The sequence below is a fragment of the Luteimonas sp. GW821-FHT14E02 genome, assembly GCF_058803905.1.
In genome coordinates this window covers 583481-599667 of record NZ_JBXAPK010000002.1, presented here as the reverse complement: position 1 = coordinate 599667, position 16187 = coordinate 583481, and the positions used below count along the sequence as shown (strand labels likewise).

Genomic DNA, 16187 nt, shown 5'->3' with positions numbered 1-16187 from the left:
GGGCTGCTTCGTCGGGAAAAGCGTTTTTCTTTGGTTCGTTTCTTTTGACGCTTATCAAAAGAAATGAACTCGGCCGCATAGCGGACGAAACGCTTTTGCTCTTCAACAAGCAACAGCAAAAGCCAAATGGATCCCAGCTTTCGCTGGGACGACGATCAAAGCCAAAAAACTGGATTCCGGCTTTCGCCGGAATGACGAGCAAAACCAGCGCCAAAGTCCATGGATGACCAACCATACGACTGTTGAAAACCCCGCTTTCGCGGGAATCACGAGCAACAGCGGAAGCAAAATGGGTCCCAACTTACGCTGAGATGACAATCAAAAGCGGCTGCACCGAGACATCATCACCGTTCCCAAGGCGGATCATCCCCCAACCTCTCCGCAAGAAAATCCACAAACGCACTCACCCGCCTAGGCACCATCCGCCGCTGCGGCATCACCGCATAAATCCCCGTCTCCGTGATCGGATACTCCGGAAGCACCGGCTTCAACCGCCCGCCGCGCAGATCCTCGTGTACATGCCAGTACGAATGGATCGCGATCCCCAGATCCGCCACCGCCGCATCGCGCAACGCCTCACCGTAATTGCATTCGAAGCGACCTTGCACCCGCACCTCGATCTCGCGCCCGTCGCGATCGCGCAGGCGCCACAGGTCCTGTCGTCCGTCACGCCCGACCAGCAGGATGCAATCGTGATTGACCAGGTCCGCGGGCGTCTTCGGCACCCCGCGCCTGCGCAGATACCCCGGCGACGCGCACAGTACACGCCGATTCGCGGCCAGCCTGCGTGCCACCAGCGTGGAGTCGTCGAGCGCACCGATCCGGATCGCCAGATCAAAACCGGAGCCGACCAGGTCGGTCACGCGATCGTCCAGATTCAAACTGACCCGTAACGCCGGATGCAGCGCCAGGAATTCCGGCAGCAGCGGCGAGATGTACTGCCGCCCGAACGACGCCGAGGCGGTGACCCGCAGCGTGCCCGCCACGGCGGAACCTGCCCGGCGCAGATTGCCCGCGAGCGCCTCGAATTCGTCGACCAGGGCGCGCCCCTGCTCTGCCAGCACCAGCCCCTCGGGTGTCGCATGCAGCCGGCGCGTGGTCCGGTGCAGCAGGCGCGTGCCCAGATCCTGCTCCAGCCGCTTCAGGCGCTGGCTGGCGACCGCGGCGGACAGATCCAGGCTGCGGGCGGCGGCGCTGATCGAGCCGAGGTCAAGCACGCGCAGGAACAGGGCGAGGTCGCCAATCCGGTCCATTTTCAATATTTCATTGAAAGTGATTCTGCATTCTTCCTGTTTTTACGAATGATGCAAGTCCCTACCGTATGCGTCTCCCCTTCGGACCCGACGCCATGATCACCGCCTCTCCCGCCAGTTCGCGCATGCCGGCTGCGCTCTACGCGCTGACCGCCGGCTCGTTCGGGATCGGATGCGCCGAGTTCGTGATCATGGGCCTGCTGCTGCAGGTGGCGACCGATCTGCACATCTCGATCGCCGCAGCCGGGCTGCTCATCTCGATCTACGCCCTCGGCGTGTTCGTCGGCGCGCCGGTGCTGACCATCGCCACCCGGCGCATGCCGCGCAAGGCCGTGCTGATCGCGCTGATGGCGATCTACGCCGTCGGCAACCTCGCCTGCGCACTCGCGCCGAACTACGAAGTGCTGATGATCGCCCGTGTGATCACCTCGCTCACCCACGGCACCTTCTTCGGTGTCGGCGCGGTGGTGGCGACCAGCCTGGTCGCCGAGGACCGCAAGGCGTCTGCGATCTCGATCATGTTCTCCGGTCTCACGCTGGCCACGCTGCTCGGCATGCCTGCCGGCGCCTGGCTCGGCCTGCATTTCGGCTGGCGCTCCACCTTCTGGGCGATGACGCTGATCGGCATTGCCTCGATGGCGACCATCGCGTTGTGGGTGCCGCGCAGCCGCGAGGCGATGGCGCCGGCACCGCTGCGCGAGGAACTGCGCGCGATCGCCAAACCTCAGGTGCTGCTTGGCCTGCTGATGACGATGCTCGGCTTCGCCGGCGTGTTCGTGGTGATCACTTACGTGCAGCCGCTGCTGACCCGCATGGCCGGATTCGCGGAGAGCGCGGTGTCGCCGATCCTGTTGATGTTCGGCGGCGGCATGATCATCGGCAATCTGCTCGGCGGGCGCCTGGCCGATCGCAAGCCGGTTCCGGCATTGGTGGGCACGTTGTTGGCGTTGGCGGCCGTGCTTGGCGTCATGAGTTTCACCCTGCATAGCAAGATCGCCATCGTCGTTTTCGTCGGGCTGCTCGGCATCGCCGCGTTCGCGACTGTTTCGCCGCTGCAATTGCGCGTGTTGCGCAAGGCTGAAGGCGTCGGGCAGAACCTCGCCTCCAGCTTCAACATCGCCTTCTTCAATCTCGGCAACGCGCTTGGCGCATGGCTTGGCGGGGTGGTCATCGATCACGGCCCCGGCCTGAGTGCGGTGACCTGGGTGGCGGCATTGGTGACCTTGTCGGGGCTGCTTGTCGCGCTGTGGAGCCTGTATCTGGATCGAGAGACTTCGCCGGCATCGATCGACACCGGCATGACGACCTGCGATTCCACCGCATCGTGATTGCGAAGCCGTTCTCGATTTTTCCACATCGTTCCATCGGTCCCTCACATCGTTCTACAACGAACGTATTGAAATGAGGGAGCATCGAACGTAGTTCGATACTCGCCCCTTTCCACATCATCGAATCTCCCCATGAATACTCCCCTCTCCGGCTGGACTTCCGTCGTCACCGGCTCGACCGCCGGCATCGGCTACGCGATCGCGGAAGAACTCGCGCGCGCTGGCGCATCGGTGGTCATCAACGGCCGCACCGCCGAACGTGTCGATGCCGCCGTGCAATCGCTCTCGAAGACCGTCCCGGGCGCACAGTTGCGTGGCGTGGCCGCCGACCTCTCCACCGCCTCGGGCGCCGCGGCCTTCCTCAAGGAAGTGCCGCAGACCGATATCCTCATCAACAACCTCGGCATCTTCGTGCCGACCGCGTTCCATGACATCGACGACGAGGAATGGAACCGTCTGTGGGAAGCCAACGTGATGAGCGGCGTGCGCCTCTCCCGCCACTACTTCAAAGGCATGCTGGAACGCAATCGCGGCCGCGTGGTGTTCATCTCCAGTGAGTCCGGCCTGCAGATTCCGGCGGAAATGATCCACTACGGCGTGACCAAGACCGCGCAGATCGCACTCGCCCGCGGCATGGCTCAACTGACCGCCGGCACCGAAGTCACGGTGAATTCCGTGCTGGCCGGTCCGACCAGTTCGGAAGGCGTCGGCGTGTTCGTGAAGCAACTCGCCGAGCAGCAAGGCGTCAGCACCGAGGCCTTCGAGAAGGAATTCTTCAAGAACGTGCGACCGACCTCGCTGCTGCAACGCTTCGCTGAGCCAGCCGAGATCGCGCGCGTGGTCGCGTTCGTCGCCAGCCCGGCCGCCTCGGTTGTCAATGGCGCTGCCATCCGCGCCGAAGGCGGGCTGGTCGTCTCCGCGTTCTGATTCCCCCCCACTGTGCCGGCGATGCTCGCCGGCCTGAAAGGCAACTCCTCTCATGGAATATCGTTTTCTCGGCAATTCCGGCCTGAAAGTGCCGGCTCTCGGCTTCGGCGTCGGCACTTTCGGCGGCAAAGGCCCGTTGTTCAGCGCCTGGGGCAATAGCGACGTCAACGATGCGACACGGCTGATCGACGTCGCACTCGATGCCGGCGTGAATCTCTTCGACACCGCCGACGTGTATTCCGACGGTGCATCCGAGGAAATCCTCGGCGCGGCAATCAAGGGACGGCGCGATCGTGTGCTGCTGTCGAGCAAGGTCACGCTACGACTTGGCGACGGGCCGAACGACGTCGGCGCTTCGCGCCATCACCTGATCACCGCCATCGACAATTCGCTGCGACGTCTCGGCACGGATTATCTCGATCTCCTGCAGTTGCATCACTTCGATGCCAAAACGCCGATCGAGGAAACACTGTCCGTGCTCGACGACCTGGTCCGCGCGGGCAAGCTGCGCTACGTCGGCGCGTCGAATTACTCCGGCTGGCAGTTGATGAAATCGCTGGCCGCCTCCGGACGCCATGATCGCGCACGCTATGTCGCCCACCAGGTCTACTACTCGCTCATCGGCCGCGACTACGAATGGGAACTCATGCCGCTGGCACTCGATCAGGGCGTGGGCGCGGTGGTGTGGAGTCCGCTCGGATGGGGCCGCCTCACCGGCAAGATCCGTCGCGGACACCCTTGGCCGGAAGGCAGCCGCCTGCACGACACCGCCACGTTCGCGCCGCCAGTGGACGAGGAGCGCCTGTATCGCGTGGTCGACGCGCTCGATGCGATCGCCGCCGAAACCGGGAAGACCATTCCGCAGATCGCCTTGAACTGGCTGCTGCAACGACCGAGCGTATCGACCGTGCTGATCGGCGCGCGCAACGAAACACAGCTGCGCGACAATCTCGGCGCCGTCGGCTGGCAGTTGAGCGCGGAACAGATCGCCAAGCTCGACGCCGCCAGCGCCGTGACGCCGCCATATCCCTACTATCCCTACTGGAACGGGATGTTCAGCGAACGCACTCCGCCGCCTGTCGCCATTCCCGCTGTCGCCGCGGCTTGAACCGGTTCGCGCGATGACGCTCGACAAGGTATCGAATGCCGGCATCGCTCTGTTCCGGAAAGGCGGGATTTTCCCGTGTGGTGTGTGCGCTACTCTGCGTAACGATCCTGAGCTCCTCCGTCCTTGTCCGACTGCAAGGTAAAAAACATGACTCCCGGCGCGCTGCATCGCTATTCGGCATTCTCCGACGATCCCGCTGGCGGCAATCCCGCCGGCGTCTGGATCGGCGACGCCTTTCCCGACACCGACACCATGCAGCGAATCGCCGCCGGCATCGGCTATTCCGAAACCGCCTTCGTCGTGCCCTCTCATGGCAAGGACCGCAAGGTTCTCTACTACAGTCCGGAAGCCGAAGTCCCCTTCTGTGGACATGCCACCATCGCCACCGGCGTGGTGCTGGGCACGACGGAGGGCGATGGCGTGTATCGCCTTGCCACTTCGGTAGGCGAAGTCCCCGTCTCGGTGCAGACGCAGGGCGAGATCCGCAAGGCAGCGCTCACTTCGATCACGCCCAGGCAGGCCGAAGCCGCGCCCGCGCTGGTCGATGCCGCGCTGTCGGCGCTCGGTTGGCGACGAAACGATTTGGATGTTTCGATTCCTCCCATCAAGGCCTTCGCCGGCGCATGGCATCTGGTCCTGGCCGTCGCCGAACGCGCTCGCCTCGATGATCTGCACTACGACTTCGATCGCCTCAAACGTCTGATGCTCGATGAGGATCTGACGACACTGCAACTGATCTGGCGCGAACGCCACGACGTCTTCCATGCGCGCAATCCGTTCCCTGTTGGTGGCGTCGTGGAAGATCCCGCAACGGGCGCGGCCGCCGCCGCGCTCGGCGGCTATCTTCGTGACGCGGGATTGTTGACGGCACCGACCACAATCCTGATCCGACAGGGAGAAGCCATGGGACGCCCGAGCCGCCTGAGTGTGGAAATCCCCGCAAGCGGCGGCATCATCGTCAGCGGCACTGCCGTGGCGATTCCGACACCGCCCGCATCCCCCGATACTTTGGACACCGCCAAGCCATGAAAGCTGTCGCTCTCACGCGTTACCTGCCGATCGATGATCCGCAGTCCCTGTTCGACGTCGAACTTCCGAAGCCCGAAGCCAGCGGGCACGATCTGCTGGTGCGCGTGGACGCGATCTCCGTGAATCCGGTCGACACCAAAGTGCGCGCGCCCAAGCCGCAGGAGGAGAGCGCGCCGAAAGTCCTGGGCTACGACGCTGCGGGCGTGGTCGAGGCGGTCGGCCCGGAGGTCACGCTGTTCAAGCCGGGTGACGCGGTGTTCTACGCCGGCGACATCACGCGTCCTGGCAGCAATGCGCAATACCAGCTCGTTGACGAGCGCATCGTCGGACTGAAGCCCGAATCGCTCGATTTCACGCAAGCCGCCGCGATTCCACTCACCGCGATCACGGCATGGGAGCTGTTGTTCCAGCGCCTGCCTTTCAGCATCGACAGCGGCGGATACGAGAAGACGCTGCTGATCATCGGTGGCGCCGGTGGCGTGGGCTCGATCGCAATCCAGCTGGCCAAGCTGGCGAGCTTCACCGTGATCGCCACCGCATCGCGGCCGGAAACGGTGGCGTGGTGCAAGGCCCTGGGCGCCGATCATGTGATCGATCATCGTCAGCCGCTGGCACCACAGCTGAAAGCCCTTGGTTTCGAGCAGGTCGACGCCGCACTCAATCTCGCCGACACCGACCGCTATTGGGACGCGCTGGGCGAGTTGCTGGCGCCGCAAGGGCATGTCGGCCTGATCGTGGAGCCGCGCGGCGCGCTCAATGTCGGCGGCGCGTACAAGGCGAAATGCATCGGCATCCATTGGGAAACGATGTTCGGGCGCTCACGTTTCCACACGGACGACATGATCGAACAGCACCGCCTGCTCAATCAGGTCGCCGCACTGATCGATGGCGGCCGACTGCGCGGAACGCATACCGAAACGCTGGGCACGATCGATGCCGCCAATCTGCGCGAAGCGCATCGGAGGCTGGAATCGGGCACCACGATCGGCAAGCTGGTGCTGGCCGGTTGGGAGTGAAGGTTCGCTTCACTCATTTTTCGGCACACCCAAACGCTGTCATTCCCGCGAAGGCGGGAATGACGGGAAAACAATTTCGTTAGCGGCCGGCGGAACGACCGCGCCGAGCCGTGATCACGATACTGCGCAAATACCAGTCGCGCAGCGCGATTTCCGCGGCAACCTGCCTCGCGCGACCCAGCAATCTTGGCGAAGGCGGCTCGCCCTTGACGGCGATATGCCTCGAATCGCGCCAGGCATGCGCCTCCGGCTTCTGCAACGGGAACAGCACCGCCTCGCGCGTGTAGAGACGCTGATACAACGCCAGCGCCTGGCCGCCATCCGCCACTGGCTCCAGCAGATTCCGTCCGGTCGCGAAGTAGCGCTGTCCCGGCAACGCCAGCGACACCAGCGTCGGCACGAGATCGGCATGACCACAAAACGCCTGCTGATCCACCGGCACGGCCGGCTTCAGCGCATCCGGCACGCGCAGATACCCGAACACGCGATCCACGTCCGGCACTTCCGCCGGCAGGTCGTAGCGGTAATGCGTGCGCAGATTGTGATCACCCGCCGCCGCCAGTATCACGCGCTGCCGCAATGCCCCGCTGTCGAGACGCTCGAGAAAGGCACCGAATTGGTCGGCCTGATACTGATAGGTTTCCAGCATCTTTTGCAGCTCGGTCTTGTCCTCATCCGCGCGCGGACCGAGCGCGCCTGGATTCAACGGCAACTTCCGTCGCGGCGTGTCCAGTGAATAAGGCGGATGGTTCGTGGTGGTCAGCACAAACAAGAACAGCCGCTCGCCACGCGCGTCCGCCTGTTCGAGCAGATCGGCGGCGAAATCGAACACGTATTCGTCGTAGATGCCCCACTCCGTGCCGTGCGCTTTCGGGAATCGCTGCTGGATGTCGCGCGCGTCGTACACGCGATCGAAGCCCTGGCGCGAAAACGCCTCTCCGATCCGGCGCCAGCTGGCGCCGCCAGCGTAGACGAACGCGGTCTTGTAACCGGCGCGCTTGAACGGCAACGCGGCCGAGGTATCGAACGCGATCGTCGCATTGCGGCCGCGCGTGAGCGGCGTGATCGGCGAGCCGAGCAGCAGCGTTTCCAGTTCCGAATGCGTGCCGTTCTGCCCGGTGATGAAATTACCGAAGCGATAGCCGCGCGCCAGTTGCGGCCGCAGCCGCCCCAGCAGATCGTTGCCGGGGCCGTCGGTGTAAAGCAGATCGTTGCCGAAGGATTCCAGCAGCGCCAGCACCACGTGCGGGGACTCCGCCAGCGATCGGGGCTGTCCCGGCGCGGTCTTGAAAAGCGCCGCAGGCACCTTGGCGGGATCAATTTTCGACGAGCCTGCCACCGGCAGCCCCGCCACGGATGCGGCTTCGGCGACGCTCGAGAATCCCAGCTTGCGCAGGCCCTCCTCCGCATCGTCGCCGATCTGCGCTTCCTTGGCATTGGTGCGGATCGCCTTGTACAGCGCGAGCGGCGCGTTGAGCACCAGCTCATTGACGAACGGGTCCGTCGAGACGGTCAAGTCCTGCCGCACCAGCGGAAAGGTGCCGAAGCTGCCACGCGCGAGCGCAAGCAGAAGGAATAGCTGCACCACGATCGCGAACGGACGGCCGAGGCGCGTCGCTCTCGGAATGCGGCGGTCCAGCCACACCGCGATGCGCGGCACGCTCCAGGCCAACACGAATACCAGGGCGAGCAGCCCGATCAGTCCCTGCACGACCGGATATTCATCCCAGACCGTGCGCAGGATCGCCAGCGTATCGTCCTCGAACAGGCCGAACACGACCGGATCGAAACGCGTCTTGTAGAAGGCGTAGTAGAAATGCTCACAGGCCGCCGCGAGCACGAACACGGCCAGCGTGAACACCAGCAGCCATTCCGCGAAACGCACCGCCAGCGCGCGCCGGCGCAACAGCAGCAAGGGAATGCCCAGCAGCAGGATCAGCCAGGCGACACTGGCGCTGGTCGCCAGATCGTAGCGGACGCCCTGCCCCAGCGCGGGCCAGAGCTGCCGCAGCGGCCGTGCATCGCCCGCATAGGCCGCCCACAGCCCCAACCGTGCCGCGCCACCGACCACGACGGCCAAGGCGAGCAGCAGCCACAGTCTGGGCAGGAGCCTGGGGGAGGTGGCGGGCACCGGCATGGCCTCGGCCACCGTACCTTGATGCTTACTTTGTTGAAGTTGCGCCAATCCGATTTCGTTCACGCCGATTTTGCCCACGCACCCAGTGGCTGCTGCCACAATTATGCGCCCTGCTCATCCCGGCAGCCCTTCCCAGCTCATCCGCCAGGCCCGATGGACGCTCTCAGCACGCCCTATCCACACCTGTTCGCTCCGCTCGATCTCGGCTTCACCCAACTGCGCAATCGCGTGCTGATGGGGTCGATGCATACCGGCCTGGAGGATCGACGCAAGGATTTCCCCAGGCTTGCCGCCTATTTCGCCGAGCGCGCCGAAGGTGGCGCGGCACTGCTGGTCACCGGCGGTTTCGCGCCGAACATCGAAGGCTGGGTGAAGCCCTTCGCCGGCAAGCTGAGCTGGCCCTGGGAGGCGCGCAAGCATCGCCAGGTCACCTCGGCGGTGCATGCGCATGGCGCCAAGATCTGTCTGCAAGTGCTGCACGCCGGCCGCTACGCCTACCATCCGTTGCAGGTGGCGCCGTCGAGACTGAAGGCACCGATCAATCCGTTCACGCCGCGCGCGCTGTCCGCGCGCGGCGTCGAACGCACCATCGCGGCCTATGCCAACGCGGCGAAACTCGCGCGCGAGGGCGGTTACGACGGCGTCGAGGTGATGGGATCGGAAGGCTATCTGATCAACCAGTTCCTCAGCGCGCGCACCAACCGGCGCGACGACGCCTGGGGCGGCACGCCCGAGAAGCGCATGCGCTTCGCGATCGAGATCGTGCGCCGCATCCGCGAAGCCTGCGGGCCGGACTTCATCATCATCTATCGCCTGTCGATGCTGGAACTGGTGCCGGAAGGCTCCAACTGGGACGAGATCGTGGCGCAGGCCAAGGCGATCGAAGCCGCGGGCGCGACGATTCTCAACACGGGCATCGGCTGGCACGAAGCGCGCGTGCCCACCATCGCCACGTCGGTGCCGCGCGCGGCCTTCGCCGGCGTCACCGCGAAACTGCGTCCGCACGTGGCGTTGCCGCTGGTTGCCACCAATCGCATCAACATGCCGGAAGTGGCCGAATCCGTGCTCGCCACCGGTGGCGCCGACATGGTGTCGATGGCACGACCGCTATTGGCCGATCCGCAATGGGTGAACAAGGCGCGCGCCGGCAAACCCGATGCGATCAACACCTGCATCGCCTGCAACCAGGCCTGCCTCGATCATGTGTTCCAGAACAAGCTGGCGAGTTGCCTGGTGAACCCGCGCGCCTGCATGGAAACCGAACTCAACTATCCCAAGACCTACGCGCCCAAGCGCATCGCAGTGGTCGGCGCCGGTCCGGCGGGGCTCGCCTGCGCGACGATCGCCGCCGAACGCGGCCATCGCGTGACGCTGTTCGATGCGGCGAACGAGATCGGCGGACAGTTCAATCTCGCCAAGACGATCCCCGGCAAGGAAGAGTTCCACGAAACGCTGCGCTACTTCCGTCATCGCATCGACGAGACGCGCGTGGATCTGCGCCTATCGACCGTTGTCACCACGGAAACGCTTTCCGGCTACGACAGCGTCGTGCTGGCGACCGGCGTGACGCCACGCGCGGTGAGTTTCCCCGGACACGATCATCCCAAGGTGGTCAGCTATCTCGACGTGCTGCAGAAGCGCGTCGTGCCCGGCCATCGCGTCGCCATCATCGGTGCCGGCGGCATCGGGTTCGACGTCGCCGAATATCTGGTGCAGGGCGCGCCCTCGCCGAGCTTGAACCCTGACGCCTGGATGCACGAATGGGGCGTCGACGCCGGCTTCGACAGCGCGGGCGGCCTCACGCGCCCACGTGTGGAGCCGCCCGAGCGGGAGATCTGGCTGCTGCAGCGCAGCCCCGGCAAGCCCGGCGGCCGCCTGGCCAAGACCACCGGCTGGATCCACCGTTCGACGCTGAAGGCCAAGGGCGTGACGATGCTGGGCGGCGTCGAGTACCTCGGCGTCGACGATGCCGGCCTGCGCATCCGCGTCGGCGATACGGAACAGGCCCTGCCCGTCGACCACGTGGTGGTCTGCGCCGGCCAGGAATCGCGCCGCGATCTGCTCGCCCCACTGCAGGCCGCTGCGGTCCCGGTTCAGCTGATCGGCGGCGCGGACGTGGCCGCGGAGCTGGACGCCAAGCGCGCGATCGCTCAGGCCTCACGGGTCGCGGCCGCGCTGTAAGCGCCTGTCGCGAGCGCTGCGTCAACGGCTTACGAGCGGATTCAGAACAAAAACTCCAATCGAATCAATCATTTCTGACTACCGGTTCAGCCCAGGTTGGGAAACCGGCGGCTACCTTGCGCGCACTTTTGTTCCGCCAGCAGTTTCCGGCGGCACAGGCTCCACCCGCCCTTGCGGTCTTCGGAGTTAAGCCCGCAGCCACGACAGCCGCCAGACGACGCGGCCGGCTACGGACTTCCCAATTCGCCATGCCCGTTTCTCCGGCCCTGATGCCCCCACGGCAGCGGCGGATGGGAGCGCGGGCGCAACGGAGTAAGGAGTACTCAATGAAACTGGCTTGGATCCTGTGGTTGGCTTCTGTACTGCCGCCGCAAGCCGCTGATTCCCTCTGCCTCAGTACCACCGTGTACCTGGAGGCCCGCGACCAGTCCGCCCGCGGCCAGCAGGCGGTGGCCGAGGTCGCCCTGCGCCGCCAGGACAGCGGCCTGTGGGGCAAGTCGATGTGCGAGGTGGTCACCGCGCGCAGCCAATTCGCGCCGTCCCTGGTGCCGGCCGGAACGCGGCTGAGCAACATCGAGGCCTGGTCGCAGGCGGTCGGCATCGCCCTCGAGTCCGAACGCAACTGGGCCCTGCCGCCCGGCCAGCGCAAGGAGATCGTGCCGGGTGCCAGCCACTTCATGGCGCACGACATCGCTGCGCCGAGCTGGCGCAATGCCTATCAGGTCGCGACGATTGGTGATCACACCTTTTTGAAGGTGCAGAGTTTGAAGCCGCGGCGGCGTGGCTGATCGCGCACAAGCAAGCTTTCAGCGCACTGACCAATGCCGTCATCCCGGCGAAAGCCGGGATCCAGCCTTTCGCCCAGTAGGCGAATTCTTTCAATAAAGCTGGATCCCGGCTTTCGCCGGGATGACGAGCTGTGCGTGAACGCGTCTGCTAGTACCCGCCAGACACGTTCAGCGCTTGTCGATCGGAACGAACTTGCGATCCTCAGGCCCAACGTAATTCGCGCTCGGCCGAATGATCTTGCCGTCGATACGCTGCTCGATCACATGCGCACTCCAGCCGCTGGTACGCGCGATCACGAACAGCGGCGTGAACATCGCCGTCGGCACGCCCATCATGTGATAGCTCACCGCGCTGAACCAGTCGAGGTTCGGGAACATCTTCTTGATGTCCCACATCACCGCTTCCAGACGATCGGCGATATCGAACATCTTCGTATTCTTCTGTTCGACGGACAGCTCGCGCGAAACCTCCTTGATGACCTGATTGCGCGGATCGCTCACCGTGTAGACGGGATGTCCGAAACCGATGATCACTTCCTTGCGCTCCACGCGCGCCTTGATGTCGGCCTCGGCCTCGTCCGGCGTTTCGTAGCGCTTCTGCACCTCGAACGCCACTTCGTTGGCGCCGCCATGCTTGGGGCCGCGCAGCGCGCCGATCGCGCCGGTGATGCACGAGTGCATGTCGCTGCCGGTGCCCGCGATCACGCGCGCGGTGAACGTCGAGGCATTGAATTCGTGTTCCGCGTACAGGATCAGCGAGGTGTGCATCGCACGCACCCACGACTCGCGCGGTTTCTCGCCGTGCAGCAAGTGCAGGAAGTGCCCGCCGATGCTGTCGTCGTCGGTATCCACCTCGATGCGCTTGCCGTTGTGGCTGTAGTGATACCAGTACAGCAGCATCGAACCGAGCGAGGCCATCAGCTTGTCGGCGATGTCGCGCGCGCCGGGATGGTTGTGGTCGTCCTTCTCCGGCGAGACGCAACCCAACACGGAAACGCCGGTGCGCATCACGTCCATCGGATGCGCGGACGGTGGCAGCTGCTCCAGCGCCGTCTTCACCGCCGCGGACACGCCGCGCAAGGATTTCAGCTTCGCCTTGTAGGCGGCCAGTTCGGCCACGGTCGGCAGCGTGCCGTGCACGAGCAGGTGCGCGATCTCCTCGAACTCGCAGGTGCGCGCGATGTCGAGGATGTCGTAGCCACGGTAATGCAGGTCGTTGCCGCTGCGGCCGACGGTACACAGCGCGGTGTTGCCGGCGGCGGTGCCGCTCAGGGCGACGGATTTTTTCGGCTTGAAACCGGTGCTCGGTGTGTCGGACATTGCATATCTCCGTGGACAGCGAAAGGTTTTGCCTTTCCTTCTCCCTCCGGGAGAAGGTGGCGCGAAGCGCCGGATGAGGGAGGGAGGGAGAATGACCTGCCAGGGAACGCTCCCGTGCGCCTGAATTCCCCCACCCTCATCCGCCCCTTCGGGGCACCTTCTCCCGATGGGAGAAGGGAAAAGCGTTATTTCTTGGCGGCGAACAGCGCGTCGAGCCTGCGCTCGTAGTCGTGGTAGCCGATGCGCTCGTAGAGTTCCTCGCGCGTCTGCATCTGGTCGACCACGTTCTTCTGATGGCCGTCGCGGCGGATCGCCGTGTAGACGTTCTCCGCGGCCTTGTTCATGGCGCGGAACGCCGACAACGGATACAGCTGGATGGCGACACCCGCCGAAGCCAGCTCTTCTCGCGTGAACAGCGGCGTCTGGCCGAACTCGGTGATGTTGGCGAGCACCGGCACCTTCACCGTATCGACGAAGCGGCGATAGGTGTCGAGATCGTATGCGGCCTCGGCGAAGATGCCGTCGGCGCCGGCCTCGACACAGGCGATGGCGCGTTCGATCGCGGCATCCACGCCGTCGACGGCGATGGCATCGGTGCGCGCGATCAGGAAGAAATCGGCATCGGTCTTGGCATCGGCGGCCGCCTTGACGCGATCGGCCATTTCACCGGCGGAGACGATCTCCTTGCCGGGACGATGCCCGCAACGCTTGGCACCGACCTGGTCCTCGATATGACAAGCCGCGGCGCCCGCCTTGATCAGCGACTTCACCGTGCGCGCGATGTTGAAGGCGCTCGGCCCGAAGCCGGTGTCGATGTCGACCAGCAGCGGCAGCGGGCAGACGTCGGTGATGCGCCGCGTATCGATCAGCACATCCTCGAGCGTGTTGATGCCGAGGTCCGGCATGCCCAGGGAACCGGCCGCGACACCGCCGCCGGACAGGTAGATTGCGCGGTATCCGGCGCGCTGGGCGAGCAAGGCGTGATTGGCGTTGATGGCGCCGATGACCTGCAGCGGCGATTCTGCGGCAAGCGCGGCGCGAAACCTTGCGCCGGCGGAAGACTGGGACATCTGTGAGCTCCGTACGGATTGACTCGTGACGGCGGCATTTTACCCTGACGCGCCCGTGACGGCCTCGTCGCAGCCGACGACGGTCCGTCCTATTCTGCCTCGGCACCGGTAAACCGGCGCTCAGCCTCCCGCGTCCGCCCCGCGAGCCAGCGCCTGCTTCACTTCCTCCAGCGCGCCCGGATCGTCCAGTGTGGACAGATCTCCAGGATCGCGCTGCTCCGCCAACGCCTGCAATGAACGCCGCAACAGCTTGCCCGAACGCGTCTTCGGCAACGCAGTCACCACGTACACGCGCGCCGGCCGCGCCAACGCGCCCAGTTGCCGGCTCACGCAATCGCGCATTTCCTCCGCGGCCGTCGCCGCGACGCCCGCTTGCTTCAGCGTGGCGAACACCACGGGCACCTGCCCCTTCAATTCGTCATGCACACCGATCACCGCCGCTTCGGCGACGTTGGGATGGCCGGAGACGGATTCCTCGATCTCGCGCGTCCCGAGTCGATGCCCGGCCACGTTGATCACATCGTCGGTGCGGCCGAGGATGAAGGTGTAACCGTCCTCGTCGCGGATCGCCCAGTCGAGCGAGCTGTAGACCAGTTGCTTGAAGTGCGAGAAGTAGCTCCGCAGGAAGCGGGCGTCGTCGCGCCAGACCGTCGTCATGCAGCCCGGCGGCAACGGTGGCTCGATCACCAGCACGCCTTTCTGGTTCGGCGCGACTTCCTCGCCGCTCGCCTCGTCGATCACGCGCAGGTTGTAGCCGGGCGTCGGCAGGCCCGGCGATCCGAACTTGACCGGCTTCAGTTCCAAACCCGGCATCAATGCAAGCACCGGCCATCCGGTTTCGGTCTGCCAGTAGTTGTCGATGATGGTCTTGCCGATCCCGTCGGTGATCCAGTGCGCGGTCGGCTCGTCGAGCGGCTCTCCGGCGAGGAACAGATACTGCAATGACGACAGATCATGCTTCTTCAGCCACGACGCATCCTGCTTCTTCAACACACGGATGCCGGTCGGCGAGGAGAACATGGTGCGCACGCCGTAGCGTTCGCAGATCGACCACCAGATGCCGGGATCGGGCGCCGTGGGCAGGCCTTCGTAGAGGATCGAGGTCGCGCCCGCGATCAGCGGGCCGTAAACGTTGTAGGAATGACCGACCGCCCAGCCAACGTCGGACGTCGAGAACATCACCTGCCCTGCGCGCACGTCGTAGATCGACCACATCGACAAGGCCAGCGCCACGGCGTAACCGCCGACATCGCGCTGCACGCCCTTCGGCTTGCCGGTGGTGCCGGAGGTGTAGAGCAGATAGCTCGGTTCGTTCGATTCGAGCCAGGTCACGTCCACCTGCGCATCGGCATGCCGTTCGCGCAGCGCGGCGTAATCGACGTCGCGGCCTTCGACTCTCGCGTAATTGGGATCGAGCCCGCGATCGACCATCAGCACGCGCGGCGGCGGCGACGCGGCTTCTTCGCAGGCCGCATCCACCAGCGGCTTGTACGGAATCACCTTGCCGCCGCGACTGCCGGCATCGGCCGCGATCAGCAATTTTGGTTCCGCATCGTCGATGCGCAGCGCCAGGTTGTGCGCGGCGAAGCCGCCGAACACCACCGAATGCACCGCGCCGATGCGCGCGCAGGCCAGCATCGCGAACACCGCTTCGGCGACATTCGGCATGTAGATCACCACGCGATCGCCGCGACCGACGTCGAGCGACTTCAGCACGGCGGCGAAGATGCTCACTTCGCGATGCAACTGGTGATAGGTGATCTCGCGCGTGAGGCCGGTCTCGGTGGAGATCGCCACCAGCGCAAGTTGATCACCCCGCGCCTGCAGATGCCGGTCGACCGCGTTGTAGCAGAGATTGGTTTCCCCGCCCGCGAACCAGCGCCGGAATGGCGGGTTGTCGTATTCGAGGATCTTCTCCGGCGCCTTGTGCCAGTGGATCGCCTGCGCCTGTTCGGCCCAGAACGCTTCGGGATCCTCGATGGAGCGGCGATGGAAATCTTCGTAGCGCATGGCGCGTCTCCGGCTTTCTC

Annotated in this window: 13 protein-coding genes; 8 read left to right on the top strand and 5 right to left on the bottom strand. The window is 64.9% G+C overall.

Annotation, left to right across the window (positions count from 1 at the left end):
* Positions 1–227, top strand: a 227-nt coding sequence (locus tag AC1RNP_RS05690) for a hypothetical protein (protein WP_493050272.1), incomplete at its 5' end; no start/stop codon positions are given.
* A 117-nt stretch (positions 228–344) separates the two neighbouring features.
* Here AC1RNP_RS05690 and AC1RNP_RS05685 read toward each other — a convergent pair.
* Entirely contained in the window at positions 345–1253 is a 909-nt protein-coding gene (locus AC1RNP_RS05685) for a LysR family transcriptional regulator (RefSeq protein WP_493050271.1), read from the bottom strand.
* Positions 1254–1348: 95 nt separating this feature from the next.
* On the opposite strand from AC1RNP_RS05685, the gene AC1RNP_RS05680 reads away from it, so the two are divergent.
* The 5 genes from AC1RNP_RS05680 (at position 1349) to AC1RNP_RS05660 (ending at position 6661) form a co-directional block, all read left to right on the top strand.
* Complete coding sequence (locus AC1RNP_RS05680; protein ID WP_493050270.1) at positions 1349–2581, top strand: MFS transporter; 1233 nt, start codon at positions 1349–1351, stop codon at positions 2579–2581.
* Positions 2582–2713: 132 nt separating this feature from the next.
* Positions 2714–3508 (top strand): SDR family NAD(P)-dependent oxidoreductase, encoded by a 795-nt coding sequence (locus tag AC1RNP_RS05675; protein ID WP_493050269.1) that lies wholly within the window; start codon positions 2714–2716, stop codon positions 3506–3508.
* A 52-nt stretch (positions 3509–3560) separates the two neighbouring features.
* The gene (locus tag AC1RNP_RS05670; RefSeq protein WP_493050268.1) at positions 3561–4616 is read left to right on the top strand and encodes an aldo/keto reductase; all 1056 of its coding nucleotides are present in this window, start codon (positions 3561–3563) and stop codon (positions 4614–4616) included.
* A gap of 147 nt (positions 4617–4763) precedes the next feature.
* Positions 4764–5645, top strand: coding sequence for a PhzF family phenazine biosynthesis protein (locus AC1RNP_RS05665; protein WP_493050267.1), 882 nt, complete (start codon positions 4764–4766; stop codon positions 5643–5645).
* Complete coding sequence (locus AC1RNP_RS05660; RefSeq protein ID WP_493050266.1) at positions 5642–6661, top strand: zinc-binding alcohol dehydrogenase family protein; 1020 nt, start codon at positions 5642–5644, stop codon at positions 6659–6661. The genes AC1RNP_RS05665 and AC1RNP_RS05660 overlap by 4 nt, the downstream gene beginning before the upstream one ends.
* Before the next feature lie 79 nt (positions 6662–6740).
* Here AC1RNP_RS05660 and AC1RNP_RS05655 read toward each other — a convergent pair whose 3' ends face one another.
* Positions 6741–8792, bottom strand: coding sequence for an LTA synthase family protein (locus AC1RNP_RS05655; RefSeq protein ID WP_493050265.1), 2052 nt, complete (start codon positions 8790–8792; stop codon positions 6741–6743).
* A 159-nt stretch (positions 8793–8951) separates the two neighbouring features.
* Between AC1RNP_RS05655 and AC1RNP_RS05650 the strand changes: the two genes are divergently transcribed.
* Both AC1RNP_RS05650 and AC1RNP_RS05645 read left to right on the top strand, forming a co-directional pair.
* Positions 8952–10979 (top strand): oxidoreductase, encoded by a 2028-nt coding sequence (locus AC1RNP_RS05650; protein ID WP_493050264.1) that lies wholly within the window; start codon positions 8952–8954, stop codon positions 10977–10979.
* Between the two features lie 326 nt (positions 10980–11305).
* Positions 11306–11767, top strand: a complete 462-nt coding sequence (locus tag AC1RNP_RS05645) for a cell wall hydrolase (protein WP_226468788.1) — start codon at positions 11306–11308, stop codon at positions 11765–11767.
* A 168-nt stretch (positions 11768–11935) separates the two neighbouring features.
* Here the strand turns inward: AC1RNP_RS05645 and prpC are convergent, their stop codons facing one another.
* The 3 genes from prpC to prpE all read right to left on the bottom strand — a co-directional run bounded on the left by prpC (position 11936) and on the right by prpE (position 16167).
* A complete protein-coding gene (gene prpC / locus AC1RNP_RS05640; RefSeq protein WP_493050263.1) occupies positions 11936–13087 on the bottom strand; it encodes a bifunctional 2-methylcitrate synthase/citrate synthase in 1152 nt (383 codons plus the stop codon).
* Positions 13088–13272: 185 nt separating this feature from the next.
* Complete coding sequence (gene prpB / locus AC1RNP_RS05635) at positions 13273–14157, bottom strand: methylisocitrate lyase (RefSeq protein ID WP_226468790.1); 885 nt, start codon at positions 14155–14157, stop codon at positions 13273–13275.
* 120 nt (positions 14158–14277) lie between these two features.
* Positions 14278–16167: a propionate--CoA ligase gene (gene prpE, locus AC1RNP_RS05630; RefSeq protein WP_493050262.1), complete on the bottom strand. Its 1890-nt coding sequence runs from the start codon at positions 16165–16167 to the stop codon at positions 14278–14280.
* Positions 16168–16187: the final 20 nt, after the last annotated feature.